The organism is Pseudoalteromonas sp. CF6-2 (genome assembly GCF_021729425.1).
GTDB lineage: Bacteria > Pseudomonadota > Gammaproteobacteria > Enterobacterales > Alteromonadaceae > Pseudoalteromonas > Pseudoalteromonas arabiensis.
Map to the genome: position 1 here is coordinate 3483421 of NZ_CP091442.1, position 15824 is coordinate 3499244.

General features: G+C 40.7%; 10 protein-coding genes and 1 riboswitch. Of the genes, 2 read left to right on the forward strand and 8 right to left on the reverse strand.

Annotation, left to right across the window (positions count from 1 at the left end; genetic code table 11):
- Window positions 1–208: 208 nt before the first annotated feature.
- Window positions 209–940: a LytTR family DNA-binding domain-containing protein gene (locus tag L3Q70_RS16200; RefSeq protein ID WP_228074352.1), complete on the forward strand. Its 732-nt coding sequence runs from the start codon at window positions 209–211 to the stop codon at window positions 938–940.
- Between the two features lie 64 nt (window positions 941–1004).
- On the opposite strand, the gene L3Q70_RS16205 is transcribed toward L3Q70_RS16200, so the two are convergent.
- The 5 genes from L3Q70_RS16205 to L3Q70_RS16225 form a co-directional block, all read right to left on the reverse strand.
- Complete coding sequence (locus tag L3Q70_RS16205) at window positions 1005–1415, reverse strand: hypothetical protein (RefSeq protein ID WP_062567492.1); 411 nt, start codon at window positions 1413–1415, stop codon at window positions 1005–1007.
- Between the two features lie 56 nt (window positions 1416–1471).
- Window positions 1472–3547 (reverse strand): S9 family peptidase, encoded by a 2076-nt coding sequence (locus tag L3Q70_RS16210; protein WP_237114603.1) that lies wholly within the window; start codon window positions 3545–3547, stop codon window positions 1472–1474.
- 109 nt (window positions 3548–3656) lie between these two features.
- Window positions 3657–4226, reverse strand: coding sequence for a chitin-binding protein (locus L3Q70_RS16215; protein ID WP_237115283.1), 570 nt, complete (start codon window positions 4224–4226; stop codon window positions 3657–3659).
- A gap of 113 nt (window positions 4227–4339) precedes the next feature.
- Window positions 4340–4430: riboswitch (cyclic di-GMP riboswitch) on the reverse strand.
- A gap of 123 nt (window positions 4431–4553) precedes the next feature.
- Window positions 4554–7691, reverse strand: coding sequence for an efflux RND transporter permease subunit (locus L3Q70_RS16220; RefSeq protein WP_237114604.1), 3138 nt, complete (start codon window positions 7689–7691; stop codon window positions 4554–4556).
- A gap of 9 nt (window positions 7692–7700) precedes the next feature.
- The gene (locus L3Q70_RS16225) at window positions 7701–8876 is read right to left on the reverse strand and encodes an efflux RND transporter periplasmic adaptor subunit (protein ID WP_062567489.1); all 1176 of its coding nucleotides are present in this window, start codon (window positions 8874–8876) and stop codon (window positions 7701–7703) included.
- A 254-nt stretch (window positions 8877–9130) separates the two neighbouring features.
- Between L3Q70_RS16225 and L3Q70_RS16230 the strand changes: the two genes are divergently transcribed.
- A complete protein-coding gene (locus L3Q70_RS16230; RefSeq protein ID WP_237114605.1) occupies window positions 9131–11641 on the forward strand; it encodes a zinc-dependent metalloprotease in 2511 nt (836 codons plus the stop codon).
- A gap of 50 nt (window positions 11642–11691) precedes the next feature.
- On the opposite strand, the gene L3Q70_RS16235 is transcribed toward L3Q70_RS16230, so the two are convergent.
- From L3Q70_RS16235 to L3Q70_RS16245, 3 genes are all read right to left on the reverse strand, one after another.
- Window positions 11692–12306: a hypothetical protein gene (locus L3Q70_RS16235; protein ID WP_237114606.1), complete on the reverse strand. Its 615-nt coding sequence runs from the start codon at window positions 12304–12306 to the stop codon at window positions 11692–11694.
- 298 nt (window positions 12307–12604) lie between these two features.
- Window positions 12605–15427, reverse strand: a complete 2823-nt coding sequence (locus L3Q70_RS16240) for a hypothetical protein (RefSeq protein WP_237114607.1) — start codon at window positions 15425–15427, stop codon at window positions 12605–12607.
- Window positions 15428–15504: 77 nt separating this feature from the next.
- Window positions 15505–15747, reverse strand: a complete 243-nt coding sequence (locus tag L3Q70_RS16245) for a hypothetical protein (RefSeq protein WP_062567485.1) — start codon at window positions 15745–15747, stop codon at window positions 15505–15507.
- Between the last annotated feature and the right edge of the window lie 77 nt (window positions 15748–15824).

Below are 15824 nucleotides of genomic sequence, written 5' to 3' on the forward strand. Positions count from 1 at the left end.
CCCTGAAAATTATTTGTAACCACTTAGTTACAGCTCGCCACATTATTGGGCTTTATGCATTTCAGATAGCTGCATTTTGTAAGCGGATTAAAATTAGGGATAAGCGGAATATTTTGAGGGACAACTAAATTGTAAAATAATTTGAATAGAAAATAGGAACAGACACGGTCTTATTGTTTTTAACAGGTACGCTACATTCGGAGCTACAATGCAAAGCATTTTATTTAACAGCATAATACATATCGCAGAGCCGCAATTTGCAAAAATGCTTGAAAGCGCAATAACACGGCACCATAGTTTTCACTCCATTACTGTCATTAATGAAATGAGCAGTTTTAATTTTGAAAATACTCACGTTGCTTTTTATCAACTCAATTCATCGCCTAGCTCTCTTGAGTTGCTACAACTAACAGAGCTTGCCAAGCATTTAAAGCTTGTTATTGTTGCTGATTCGGCGCAATTAGCTAACTTAGCTTATGAAATAGGTGCTATTGACTTTATACTTACAACTGCAAATTCTATGCGGATAAATCAGTGTTTTGAGAAGCTTATTCATTTATGCCCCCTTGCCAGCGCACATCATCAAGAACACGTGCAAGAACAAGAAAACTCCCATTTAATCGTCCGAGATGTAGGCAAAGTGAGGCTTGTTGATATTGAAGAAATCGTATGGATAAATGGAGCTGGTAACTATGTAGAGTTGCATTGCCAAGATAGTCCTCGCCCAATATTACACCGCGAAACGATGAAAAACTTAACAGAGAAGCTGGCAAGTAAGGGGTTTATTCGTATTCATCGCTCTACTTTAGTTCGTAAAAAAGCAATCAGTGAGTTGATACCGACCGACTGTGGTGATTATAAAGTCATTTTAAAAAGCAACGCGATTTTAAATTTATCGCGCCGTTTTAAAATGAATCTAGAAGGTATTTTGGGGATCTGAACAATAACCTATTGGGTACTTTGCAAGCTCATTTAATAAAAGCCCAAATGGGCAGGCTTATAGTTTATGTTGCTGACTCTAACCAAGCTCGCATTTCTTCACACTGCGGATTAATTTCAAGGAAGCTATTTATATCTTTATGAAAGGTCACCCTGAGTCCACTGTCTTTCCACACAGACTCTATCAAACTTTGAGCCACACTATTAGGTGCCACATAATCAACTTGTTTATAGCCACGTGATTTAACCGTTTCAAAATAAGCTTTTGCTATATGAACGCTTTCTGCGGTGGCTAATTCAAACTGCTTAACATTTATTATTAAATGATGAAGGTTTTTTATTGAGTTGCCTGTTATTTCGTCTGCTATTTTATTAGTGAAGTCAACAAACGCCTCTTTATTAACACAGCCTCTAAACTCAATAAATACGCAAGGAGGGCTTATTTTATAAAACCACTCCCCATGGGGCTTAAACATAACCAAACATCACTCTTACTACGTTTAAGGTAATATTAGCTTTAAAATGGTTATTTTCAACCTAATAGAGCCATAAAAAAGGCCATTTCAAGCGCTTTCTCTTCAAGGCTTTTAAAGCGTCCAGAAGCGCCTCCGTGTCCGGCATCCATATCCGTTTTAAACACAACAATATTGTCGTCTGTTTTTATCTCACGCAGTTTCGCAACCCATTTCATCGGCTCCCAGTATTGTACTTGCGAGTCATGAAAACCCGTCGTTACTAATATATTTGGGTAGGCTTGAGCCGTAATATTATCGTATGGGGAATAAGCGTTAATGACTTCGTAAAAGTCGGGATCATTTGGGTTACCCCACTCATCATACTCATTCGTTGTAAGAGGAATACTCTCATCAAGCATGGTTGTCAGCACATCTAAAAAAGGTACGTGACAGCCCACGCCTAAATAAAGCTCTGGTGCTTGATTTACCACAGCCCCCATTAATAAACCGCCAGCACTTCCCCCTGAGGCAAACACCTTCTGTGGATGTGCATAGCCTTGCTCAGTGAGTGAGCGAGTAACATCAATAAAATCGTTAAAGCTATTTTGTTTATGCTGTTTTTTACCTTGTTCATACCAATGACGACCTAGCATTTCACCGCCACGAATATGGGCAATGGCATAAACAAAACCACGATCAAGCAGGCTCAATAAACAACTAGAAAAACTCGGATCCGTGGTAACGCCATAAGCACCATACCCATATTGCAACAAAGGGTTAGAGCCATCTTGATTGAATTTATCAATACGATACACCAATGACACTGGTACTTGCTCACCATCTCTTACGGTGATCATTAGTCGTTCTGAACGATAGTGCTCTGGGTCAAATTCACCAAGTACTTGCTGTTGTTTTAATAACGTTTTGTTGCCCGTTTTTAAATCAACATCATACAATGAACCTGGTGTTGTTAGACTTGAGTAATAAATACGTGCAGAGCGAGTGTTAGGCTCAGGATTCATCGCTATTGCAGCATAATAACAAGGGTCATCAAACTCTAATGTGAGTCGCTCTTCCTGCTTATCAACAACCACAAAGCGGGTTTGACCAAGCTCTCGCTCAGTTAAAATAAGATAGTCATTGAATATTTCGACCCCTTCCAATAACACATTATCACGGTGCGCAGTATGCTCCTGCCACTGTTCTTTTGTAGCAATTGTGTCGGTTGTGGCAGTCATTAAACGGAAGTTTTTGGCTTGCCAATTTGTGACTATATAAAAAGTATCGCCTAGCTTATCAACATCAAATTCATGGCCTTCTTCACGCGGCATTAACGCGCTGAACTCCCCCTCGGGATTGTTAGCATCAAGTACCCAAGTATCGTTCGTTTCAGTCGTAGCTAAATCAATAATAATTAAGCTTTCATCTCGACTTTTGCCAAGTCCTAGAAAAAAGCTTTTATCCTGTTCTTCATACACTAAAACATCATCGGTTTGTGGGGTGCCTAAAACATGGCGATACACCTGAAAACCCAATAAAGTTTGTAGGTCTTTTTTGACATAAAAAACTGTTTTACTGTCGTTAGCCCAAACAATTTGCCCTTCTGTGTTTTCAAGTACATCGCTGAATATTTCGCCATTGGCAATATTTTTAAAACGCGCGGTGTAAATACAGCGGCCTTCGGTATCTTCAGAATAAGCAAGTAATTGCTCATCAGGACTAATTGCGACTTCACCTAGTTCATAAAACTCATAATCACTGGCTAGTTGGTTTACATCTAACAATAACTGCTTGTCACGGGCTTCAATTGAACGACTTCGGTAATGGCGCGCATATTCATCATCACCACGAACTTCTGAGTGATACCAGAACTGGCCATCCTTTACAGGAAAGGTATTATCATCCTTAACTATCTGCCCTTTTAGTTCGTTAAATAACGCTTCTCGTAGTGGTTTAATACTGGCAAGCTGTTTTTCACAATATTCATTTTCTGCATGTAAATGTGCCAACACGTCTACATTCTCGCGTTCATCATCACGCATCCAGTAGTAATTATCAGTACGAGTTAATTGATGAGCTGTTAGTTGATGAGGTTGTTTTTTAGCTACAGGGGTAGGCGTTAATAAAGACAAAGAATAAGAATTTTGCGACACAGGAAAAACCACGATTAAAAACGAATGACCCGAGTCTAACACAGAAATAAAAAAGCCCACTCAAATTGAGTGGGCCAAACAATGCTAAATAGCATTTAGGGGGAAACTATCAATGTGATACTTGCTGCCATGCCATGGGCCAACTTTTACCCACACCAGGTTCATAGAGTGGGTTGTGTGATTCTTTCACACGACAAAACTCTGTATACGGCCAAGGTTTACACATATAAATATGGCCAGTCTTTGGTTGTAGTACTTTTACACCTGAGCTGTAAGCATTGCATGCTTGCGGATAAACATAATCATACTCTTGATTTTTATCCTTTATTTTCTTTTCGCACTTCGCAATACAGTTAAATGCCACTTTTACATGGGTTATACCCGTGCTTTCTAATGCATAAATCTGATTGAGCCGATATGCTACGATGAGACCCTGCTCTGTTATTTTTCCTGCTCGAATCATGGGCATGTGCACATTTATATGCTCAGCAATTGAACGAGGCCAATTATGAGGCTCACCCTCATCAGAGCTAGTAATAGGGTACTGAAATGACAAATCAGCTAACTCACCTTGCGCATCATAAAAAGTCACAACCACCTTATCCCCAACAAAAAGCTGAGTATGATGATTTAAGCAACCTATCGGCAACCACTTTCCAGAAGCCAGTGACATATGCATAAACAAAGTAACACCCTAAGAACAGCTAGTAGGTACTATCCAATAACAGCCGTACAAAATAAATACAATTTTAGTTTGAGGCAATAGATCCAAAGCACGAAGAATGTGCGCTTTTCAGCGGCCCCGCTATCATAGCTTTGTAATCAAAACCTTAGACCGGAAACTTTGCGTCCTAACCTTTCGGTTAGTTTGCCAAAAACTGAAATGAGTATAATCCTCAGTTGAAAACAAATCAAACAAAAGAATGTAACCGAAAGATATGTATAACAAGCAATTACTAGTCACAAATAAGCTATAAAAAAGCCAACCCGAAGGTTGGCTTAGTCATTAATCTCTTACCGCACGTCGATTTGGTATGAGTTCTTTCACTGAACGGAAAAAACGTAAGAACACATGGCCTACATCACTCATCACAATATACAGGCAAGGAACAAGTACCAATGTAATGAGAGTTGCAAACATCACTGCAAAACCAAGGGCCACTGCCATAGGAATAACAAACCTTGCCTGCAAACTCGTTTCAAACATAATAGGGAGTACGCCAGCAAAGGTTGTAATTGACGTTAAAGTAATTGCTCTAAAGCGTGCACAACCTGCCTCAATAACAGCTTGACGAGTTGACATTCCCTCTCGTCGAGCTTGGTTCACAAAGTCAGTCATAACTAAAGAGTCATTGATCACCACCCCTGCAGCAGCAATTAAGCCAAAGCCTGACATTAAGCTAATATCTAAATCAAACCAATAATGCCCCCAAATAGCACCGGTCAAGCTAAACGGAATCACCGACATAACGATCAATGGTTGTGAATAACTTTTGAGTGGCACCGCAAGTAAGATATACACTAAGAACATCCCTGCAGCAAAAAACATTAATTGCTCATTCGCCTGTGCTTGCTGCTCTTCAATGGCACCGCCTAATTCAGTTTTCACTGATGGGAACTCTTCTTTAAGCTTTGGCAGTAGTACGTCGTCGACCTGCTTGACCACTTCACCTGGTTCTATGGTTTCTTCGTCAATGCTGCCGTAGATATATACAGTACGGTAGCCACCTTCACGGCGAATATAACTAATCCCTGGCTTTTCGGTTAGCTCAACCACATCACCAAGCAGTACTTCTTTGCCAGCAGGTGTCGTCACTACCGCATGTTTTAAAGAAGCAAATGCTTCACGCGTTAATTTAGGATAACGCACCATTACACGTACTTCTTCACCACGACGAATTACACGCTGGGCTTCTCCGCCGTAAAAACTTGCACCAACTTGATTGGCAATTGTGGCAAGGTCTAAGCCTAAATCATAAGCAACTGGTTTTAAGCTAAGTTGGACTTCTTTACTAGCAGGGTCAATTGTCGAGCTAATATCAAATAAGCCTTTTTGCTGTTGCAGCAACTGAATAAAACGACGACCCGCATCATTTAAAGTATCAACATCGGGCCCATAAAGCAGGTATCCAAACTCGCCATCATTGCCGCCGCCATTTACATCGTCGTAGATTTGCAATGATTTAACACCGGCAATGTTTGGCATCTGTTCACGCCAACGTCGCGATAGCTCGAAAGCATTATATGGACGCAAGTCCTCATCTACCAATGGTGCTAAGATTTGTGCTTCAGTACGCCCCTGATTAAAGACCAAAATATCACGTAATAATGTGTGACCAAACTCACGTTCTGTCTCTTGATCAACCTTTTTAACCATGGCTTCAATTTCACGAATTGCTTCAATGGTCTGTATATCAGATGCATTTTCATTCATTTCTAGGTTAATTTGCGGAAAATCATGGGGGACTTTTGGTGTTGGTACAACACGTACTTGATTTGACGAAATTAAAGCGAATGTCAAAATCAAAAGGCCAATAAATGAGAATAACACTAACCAACGCCATTCAACACAACGCTCAATAAAGCGTTTATACGGGCCATTCACAAAGTTAAAGAAGCGCTTGTTAAAACGTGCTCGCCAACTATCAGGGTTAATAGGCGGAAAGTGAGTATGGGCAATGTGCGCAGGTAGAATAAGCTTTGATTCTATTAAACTGAATACCAGACATAAAATAACGACGACCGCGATACCATAGAAAAAAGCACTCTCAGGGCCGCTTGATAAAGTAAATGGCGCAAATACAGCAATCGTCGTTAATACCCCAAACGTTGCCGGAGTTGCTACACGTTTGGCACCGTTCACAACGTTAACGACGCCGCCTCCTTTTTTCTCTATCTCAGTGTAGGCACTTTCCCCTATGACAATTGCATCGTCAACGACAATCCCCAGCACCATAATGAACGCAAATAGGGATACAATGTTAATAGTGATACCAAAAACAGGCATCATCATCATGGCACCTAAGAAACAAATTGGTAAACCAATCATTACCCAAAGTGCTAGTTTAAAGCGCAAGAAGATAGACAACATGATAGCCACTAAGATAGCGCCTTGAAAAAGGTTGCTTTTCATCATGTCTAAACGCGCATTCAAGTAATACGTCATGTCCATCAGTGGTTCTAGACGTAAACCCACAGGCAGCTCTTTGTTCTTTTTATCTATGTATGCTTTCACCGAGTCAGCAACGGGGATCATATTTTGCTCTTTCGTTGCTTTAACCGATAAATACACTGCATTTTCACCATTGAATTTAAAGTAACGCTCACCCTCTGTGAACTGGTCTTTAATAACAGCAATGTCTTGTAACAAGACTTTCGCACCGTTAGCTCCCACCTTTACAGGGATTTGACGGAACTCATCACCACTGTAATATTGGTTTTCAACACGTACAGAAATAATTCCTGCATCAGTGCGTAATTGACCTGCTGAAATATTCGCTGAGTAGCGGCGTACGGCATTAGCAACATCGCTTAATGTTAAGTTATATTGGCGCAGAGAATCTGGATCAATTTCAATTGCAATTTCATCAAGCGGCACATCATTTTGCACCAAAGACACATTTGATAACTGCAATAACTCATCTTCAATTTGATTAGCTATTGGCTTTAATTCTGTGAGTGGCACATCACCGACTAATGTCATCCCAATAACATCTTGACGAAACTCGACCTGACTAATTGTCACCGGCTCCATCCCCGCAGGAAAGGTCGCAATTCCGTCAACGCGAAGTTTTACTTTATCAAGAACGTCGGTTAATTCTGCATCGGTATTAATTTCTAAGCTAGCACGCCCATTGTTACGAAATGCGCGGTAAACACCACGTTTAATTTCGGTCACATCTTTGAGCGACTCTTCAATTTTAATCAGAATACTTTCTTCAATTTCTTGTGGTGATGCCCCTGGGTAATTAGCTTGCACCTCAATATAATTGATCTCAATATTCGGAAACATCTGACGCTGAATAGTAAAGTAACTTAGTATCCCCATAGCAAGGATAAAAAACATCATTAAGTTTGCAGCGACCGAGTTATTAGCAAAATAGGCGATTAAACCAGGCTGCTTCTGTGTTGTTGTATCACTCATACAGCCACCTTACAGCTTTTCGACAGCAGCAGTTTCACCTGCATCGCTTGTCATTTCTTGCATACCGGCTACTTTTACTTCCATACCCGCTTGCGGATACTCAGGCAGTGTCAGTACAAGCTGATCATCAATATTTAAGCCATCGCTAATATAAAAATATTCACCTTCTTCGCGAACAACAGTCACTTTACGTGGCTCTAGTTTTTGCTCATCGTTAACCACCCAAACGGTTTGATTATTAACCAATGATTGCGGTAAGCGATAGATATTTTGCAATGTGGCACCGGCAAAATTAACTTGCACATAAGCGCCAAATTTAATGGGTTGTACATCATGCTTTAAACCATATGGGTCATCGACACGAACGACCAAGTTGCTCATACGTGTTGCGTTATCAACGACACCCAAGTCACGGTCCACCACCGCTTCACGGGTAAAGCTATTTAGGCCTTTATTGATAATCGTAGCCTTAATGCCTTTAATTCGTTTAGGTAAAAATACGCTGTCGAATCCTGCGATAGGGACAATAATTTCAGCACTTTCAATATTGTTTAACTCAGCAACCTGACTGCCTACATTAATATATTGACCCACACCAATTTCACGACTTATCACCAACGCATCATAAGGAGCTTTAACTTCACATCGTGCTAAATCTCGCTCTGCACGTTTCAGTGCAGCTTGAGCCGATTTAACCGCAGCTTGCGCACTTAGAACTTGTGGCTTACGTAAAAATAAGTCCGTACGCTCACGTTCTGGATAACGCTTAGCTTCATCGAGCGCGACCTTTGCTTGTGCTTGCTCTTCAATTAATGCAGCTTGAGCACTCGCCAATGATGCTTCGGCTTGTAATACAGCGGCCTCGTAATTGTCTTTTTCAATCGTGAATAACACTTCACCACGAGCAACAATGCCACCTGCAACAAAGTTTGGATGCCAGCTTGTGACTTCACCTGCGACTTGAGATGCAAGCAGAGTACTTTCAAGCGGTCTAACTTCACCATAACTGTTAATAATAACTTGATGGTCATCACTTGAGATAGCTTCCACTCGAACAAGGGGTCTAGAGTCAACCACCTCTTTATCTTGTGGCTCTTGGGCAATAGCATTAATACCTACAAAACCAGCAATACCAAGGGCTAAAGCAGCAAATGGTAACATCCATTTCAATACATTCGTGCGCATAACTTACACCTTTTAAATTTTTACTGCCTCTATCATACCAAAGCTGACGGAAACATTAATGTGACATTTGTAAGTAACTGTTACAAAAAGAGCCTAATACACCTACAACAGCTAAAAATAATTTGTTACTAAATAAAACTCCCAACTTTTCATGATATTAGAGAGAGCGCTTTACACTTGTTAACAAACAAACTTCTATCAATTAGCAATTTCATTAAACTCGTGCCTGAAAAAAACAAATGGAACGACTAAAAATGAAAACAACCAATATTGCTGTGGCGTTAAGCATTGCTTTTGCCATAAATGGGCATGCACTTGCAGCCAAAAAAGAGGACAAAAAGCCTGAAACACTGGCTGAGATGATTAAAGATAAAACCGAATACTCAGGTATTTTTACTCTTTATCAAGATGAAAAAACAGGTGAAAACCTAATGGTCATAGACCAATCACAACTTGATACACCCTTTGTCTATTTTGCACATACCGTAGATGGTGTGACCGATGCGGGTCACTTCAGAGGCGCGTACCGTGAAACAAAACTCATTGAATTTAGAAAGTATTTTGACCGTATTGATATTATAAGCAAAACCCCTCGTTATAAATTTGATCAACACTCCGCTCTGGCTCGCTCTGCTGATGCAAATATCAGTGAAGCAGTGCTCGCTAGCATCAAAATTGAGAAAGAAGAAGACGATAAAATAGCATTTAATGTTGATAAACTGCTTATAAGTGAAGCACTACATAAGGTATCTCCTTGGCCAAATCCAGACGATAAAAATGCTAAAAAGCGTTTCAAATTAGGAAAATTAGACGATAAAAAATCGCGCATTGTTCAGCATCGTCCTTACCCAAACAATTTAGATATCACTGTCGATTATGTATTTACTAATGCCAATCCTAGTGTACGTGGCTCTACAGCAATAAGTGATCCTCGTAATGTATCGATTAAAGTACAACACTCCTTTGTTGCTTTACCAAAAAATAATTATCAGCCACGCCATGATGATGCGCGTATCGGTTACTTTACAAACCAATTTGATAATATGACTTCTGCTGACTGGGCACCTTACGAGGACGTTATCAAACGTTGGGATTTACAAAAGAAAGACCCTACAGCTGCACTTTCTGAGCCAGTCAAACCAATTACTTGGTGGATTGAAAACACCACCCCTATTGAGTGGCGTGACACGATTCGCGACGCCGTGCTTGCATGGAACCCTTCATTTGAAAAAGCGGGCATTAAAAACGCTATTCAAGTAAAAATTCAACCTGACGATGCAGATTGGGATGCTGGCGATATAAACTACAACGTATTACGCTGGACAGCCTCTCCACGCCCACCTTTTGGTGGTTATGGGCCTGCCCTTGCTAATCCAATAACCGGCGAGATCTTAGGCTCTGACATCATGTTAGAGTATGTTTTTATGAAAAATCGCTGGATGTACGAGACCTTATATACGCAAGGCGCAACCTCATTAACCTCTGACGAAAATAATCCTAACTTACACTGTTCATTAGGTCATGCTATTCAAGAAAACATGCTACTTGCAAAAGGCTTAGGGACTAGAGCAAGTATTGAAGATAAAGAAATTTTACGTCAAGGCTTAACCCAGCTTATTCTCCATGAAGTAGGTCACACACTGGGGTTAAACCACAACATGAAGTCATCGATTTTATGGGATGAAAAAGAAGTTCACGACAAGAGTAAAACGCAAGGTATCGTGACAGGCTCGGTGATGGATTATGCGCCAGCCAACATTGCGCCTATTGGCATGCAACAAGGCGATATATTCCAAACTAAGCCAGGCCCTTATGATGATTGGGCAATTGAATATGGCTACAGCCAAGCACTAGTCGATACAGATGCTGAGCAACAGCGCCTTGAAAAAATTCTTGCTCGCTCATCAGAGCATGCACTCGCATTTGGTAATGATGCTGACGACATGCGTGCTCCGGGTCGCCATATCGACCCTCGTGTAATGATTGGCGATATGTCATCTAACCCTGCAGCTTATGCAGATGATCGCATGACACTTATCAATACGCTGTTTTCTGAATTGAAAGATAAAGCCACCGTTGAAGGTGAGTCATACCAACAGCTTGTTACCTCAGCTAATATTTTATTTGCTAGCTATAGAACACAAGCAGGCGTGGTGTCGCGTCAAATAGGTGGTGTTTATGTAGAACGCAATGTCGTAGGTGATGATAAAAATGGCGCGCCATTGACTCCTGTGTCACTTGAACGCCAACAACAGGCAATGCAGATTTTAGCCGACAAAGTGTTCTCTCCACATGTACTTGCTAGCATGCAACCACTTTATAACTACCTGCTACAACAGCGCCGCGGTTTTAATCATTATGGTAAAAATGAAGATCCTAAACCACATGGTATGATTTTAGGCATGCAAAAGCTGGTACTTGCCCAGCTATTACACCCTGCTGTAATGCTGCGTATTTCAGACAGTGCTATATATGGTAATGAGTATTCACTTAACCAATTTATGAATGACTTAACAGCAAGCATTTTTGTCGACGGCAAAAAAGCAAATACGTTAAGTCATAACTTACAAGTTGAGTATGTGAATCAACTGATTGCCATTGCCGGTTTAACTAAAGCCAGTAAGCACGATAATCTCGCTAAAGCTGCGGCTCTTTATCAACTTAACCAAATTGCTGATATCAGCACTCCTTGGGGAGCAGATACTGCTGCTAAAGCGCATAAACAATATATTAATCGCTTAATTAGCAAAGCATTAGACGCTTAACCAACAGTAAAAAGGCTGCCAATTGGCAGCCTTTTTACTCATTGTTTCGCCTATGCCATTGCAGGGCGTGACTTGTAATATTGGATACAACCAAGTTGTGCCGCGTTTGTTAGTAAGATCATCACAAACGTTAAAATATGCGATACACTCGGTGCAGCCATCGACAGCTCAGCGCCAAGGCCACAACTACCAGCAACAAATTGCAGACTAAAGTAACGAGCACTTAAATTACTAATATCACCACTTTTAATGGTTTTATAAGTTTGCGGCATAACACGAATCGAACTCATCACCAAGCCAACATAAGTTAACCAGTTAAGCACAGTGGCCATATCAAGCGTCGGACTGAGCAGCAAAGTAAATGGTACAACACACAGTACCAACAATCCTGCTAACTGCATTCGCTGCTGGCAAGCTGCGTTATATCGAACAAAGTAATAGAGAATTAAACCGCTGAGCATGCCCGTTACAATAAACGGCAGTACCATGTAAAAACGTTGAAAATATAAATTGTAAGTAATGAAGTAGATGCTCTGCGCGACACCAAAACTCATCATCAACAGTGATACGCCCGACACACTACGATTTTTACGAATCTTATTTAATAGCGGATAAAAGCTAAACGCTAGAATAAAGCATGAAATAATCGGCAAAAAGTGCGCCAAAACAACCCCCATCTCGTTACAATTTAGTTAATAAGTTAGTAATTTATCAATCACTGCCATTAAACATGTAAACAACTGTTTTTTAAGTGATTTAAAAGAGCGCGGCATTTTAATGAGGCCCACAGAGAAAGCAATGAGGTAGAAAAAACAGCCAAGCTATAAGTGGCAAGAAACACATACAGACTGTAAAGTTAAAGCAGCATACTGCCGCCTTCGTTTACAGTCTATTTAGAATAAAATAAGACTTGAGATATTTAGCGTATGGACAAGCAGTATTTAACTGCGCATCTTGTTAGTATTACAACGAGTAGTAAAAGCTTAGCCAAGCGCGTAAATCATTTTCAAAGTCGTCGCTTTCTACTCGGGCGACGCCAAAGTCAATATTTACATCATTTAAACCCGCAGGTCCCAGACCAAAGCTAAAGTCTCCTCGCCACTTGAGACCGTAGCTTTGCGCATAGACTCGGTTATCAACTTGATGCTGTTGGTAGTAAAGCCAAGGTAATGAATCTTTGTAACTAATGCCCCCGCCATAACCTTTATAACGGTTACTAAGCTGGCTAAAAAATGGCAATTCAGGTGCACTAACAAAGCCACTTTGCGTGTCTTTATTAATTAGGTTTGACTCATAACCGCCAAGCGCAAAGGTACTGTCATCACGATATTGCTGAGCAAAATTAACATAAACCGGAATATCAAAGGCATAACCGCTTAGTACGGTCGCAAAGTTATAGCCCTGCCAATTATATGAGTCAGCATCACCGGATAACCATTCAGCTCTCAATGACTGACTAACACCATAACGCTGTCTATCATGTTGCCATTGTTGCTTAAGTCCTAGCTTTAGCCATTGATCGTCACCTTGGGCATGGTTACTGTAGTTGTAACTTAATGTCGGTGTGATATTTAACTGCTGAAACTGCATAGGGTAACTCATGGCAACATGTGCACCTGTGTTACTAATATTTAGCGGCGTTTGTGAATGGTACTGTTTTGCTGATTCAAGGTCGTAATCAAATAACAGCGCTTTAAATTTTAAATCAAACGCTGAGTATTTAGCTGCCGCGAACACTCCCTCTAGTGCTTTATCATGTAAATCAACACTATAGCCTGCTTGTAAATCGAGCTGCTTCAAGAAATCACTACTTTTTACCCCAAGGGTAAGAAGAGAAGATGAAGCCGAATAATATTGAGATGCTAACGAAAAGGTTGGTTTTTGTTGCCATACATCATAATTGGCTGGCTGGGTTGGACTTTGCTGGTAAATCTTCGCCTCAGGTAATACTTCGCTCGTTAACTGCCCTCGTGGTGGCGCTGCGCTTTTAGCAAATTTAGTAACCTCTGATCCTTGTGGTTGCTCTGCAAAATGCTTGATATTCGGCCCCTCAGCAGTGATCGATAAATACAAAAGTTCACCGTTATTCATTGCCATTGGGTGTGCGACGGCTTCTTGCCCTTGTGTTAATTGACGTAGTGAGTTGCTATTAAGATCAAAATGATATAAATCGAGAGCGGCATTCTTACCAGCGACAAAATAAAGCCCTTTGCCATCTGCTTGCCAATTAGGTTGTGACACATACTGATAGCCCACAGGCATAGGCACAGCTATTGATTGCTGGGAGTTTAGATCTTGTATATACAACTGCCAATTTGCATTCAGTGCCACTTTTAAATATGCAAGCTTAGTTTTATTAGGACTTAGTAATGGATAGTCATAAACCGTTTCTAGGCTCTTCTCAAATAAAGGCGTAGAGACACCCGTATTGAGATCAAAATGCACCAACTCCGAGAAACCATGCCTAGTTTGCTCGGCGTAAACAGTTTGTCCGTTATCGCTAATTGTAAAGCGACGCAGCCCCGCATGATGGGTTAATGCACTTATCTCACCAGTTTCAATATCATAGCGATATAAGTCCGAGATACCCTGAATTGAGCCTTTACCAACGGTTGTTGTAGCGCTAAAAAACAGTGTATTTTCGTCTAGCCACTGCGGATTCTTTATACCCTGCTTATTGATTTGATGAAGCACGTGCTTTTGTTTACGTTTAAACACACTCGGTGCTTTATCGGCAATATCAACAGGATCGTTATCAAGCAGCTGTTGTTGCTGCTTTGCAAAATCATCTGCTGCTTGTTGATTATCGGCTGTGCTATAAATAACTAGCCGCGTTTCATCATCTTTGTTTCGCTCTACAATAGCGAGTTTACTATTATCTAAACTTAAAACGGGGTTTGATGCATATAAATCAAGCTCTAACCAAAGCTCACTTGTAAGTGTTTGCTCACTCACCTCTTTAGCCATTGCTCTATAAGTATATTCAGCAATAAAGCGACGATAAAGCCGCTCAGGTGAGTCGCCAAATACACCGCTAAAAGCGTCATTAAAATCGCGCGATTTAACCGCTTGCATACGTGTCCACACAGCATCAAGGGTCTTTGGAGAATAGTTATCTTCTAACCAAGCGAGAAAACGAGCGCCCATTAAATACGCCATTGATCCGGCCATATAACTGTCTTCAGTACGATTTAATTGGCCATAGCTTGGCAGTGCGCCTTGCTGTGCAAATTCAACCAGTATGGCTTCGGAAAGATTATCGTATAAACGGCCACGCCCCGTCATTTTTGATTCTAATAGCGTTGCATAACCCTCTGCGACCCAGCGGGGCATATCGCTTTGTGATAAATCGTAGAGATCCCAAATATTTCTAATTGCTTGTCGAGGCAAGCTGCGTGTAGGCTGAGCCAAATGAACCAAATGAATGTACTCATGCAAAATGAGTAATTGCTGCCAGCTATCTGTATTGGCAATCATCGAATCTGATTGTGGAGGTGTCGTAAATAAAGCCATTAAAGGCTTGATTGTAACCGGTAAAGCAAAGCCATTAGATGCGTTAAATGGATCAAAAACAACAACATCAATCACTTCATCCAACGCGCGGTTTTGTTGTTTTAACACCTTATTGCGAACAATTTCCAGCTCGGTTGCCGCTGATTGAGCCCATTGCTGATTTTCTGTACTAAAATGGACATTGAAATGCTCAGTATGAATTGTTTGCCATACTTCTTGACTAAACGCTTGCCCAGCAACAAGTAAAGTACCAATCAACAATGCTTTTATCATCTTAATCCCTGACTGTGTTATTTCAGGATTAGTATGCGTGGCTTTTTGGCAAGTGGGTAGTTAAAAAATGTAAAAAACTATTCAATTTTAATCGGGCGAACCAAGCCTAATAATTGGTAAACAATAAATATTGTCGCTGCAAACATAATACTGCTTCTAAGTGCACCAAGACCCGCGAGAGCCATTGCACCTGTTACAAGCAAAGCAATACAAGTCACTGCACAGCTTACGCAAAGACCTTTACACTCCCTCTTATTACGCGCATAGCAAAGTAAGCCGACAATACCTGTAATGGCTAAAATAGGCAGAAAATATATCATCGCGTACCTCCTTCTGTAGCTTTGAGAAAGTATACTCAAAAACACAAACAGGTCAATGATATTGAGAATTATTTTCA

Coding starts and splice junctions, on each gene's coding strand:
- L3Q70_RS16200 (WP_228074352.1), top strand. CDS start 209: ATGCAAAGCATTTTATTTAACAGCATAATACATATCGCAGAGCCGCAA.
- L3Q70_RS16205 (WP_062567492.1), bottom strand. CDS start 1,415: ATGTTTAAGCCCCATGGGGAGTGGTTTTATAAAATAAGCCCTCCTTGC.
- L3Q70_RS16215 (WP_237115283.1), bottom strand. CDS start 4,226: ATGCATATGTCACTGGCTTCTGGAAAGTGGTTGCCGATAGGTTGCTTA.
- L3Q70_RS16220 (WP_237114604.1), bottom strand. CDS start 7,691: ATGAGTGATACAACAACACAGAAGCAGCCTGGTTTAATCGCCTATTTT.
- L3Q70_RS16225 (WP_062567489.1), bottom strand. CDS start 8,876: ATGCGCACGAATGTATTGAAATGGATGTTACCATTTGCTGCTTTAGCC.
- L3Q70_RS16230 (WP_237114605.1), top strand. CDS start 9,131: ATGAAAACAACCAATATTGCTGTGGCGTTAAGCATTGCTTTTGCCATA.
- L3Q70_RS16240 (WP_237114607.1), bottom strand. CDS start 15,427: ATGATAAAAGCATTGTTGATTGGTACTTTACTTGTTGCTGGGCAAGCG.
- L3Q70_RS16245 (WP_062567485.1), bottom strand. CDS start 15,747: ATGATATATTTTCTGCCTATTTTAGCCATTACAGGTATTGTCGGCTTA.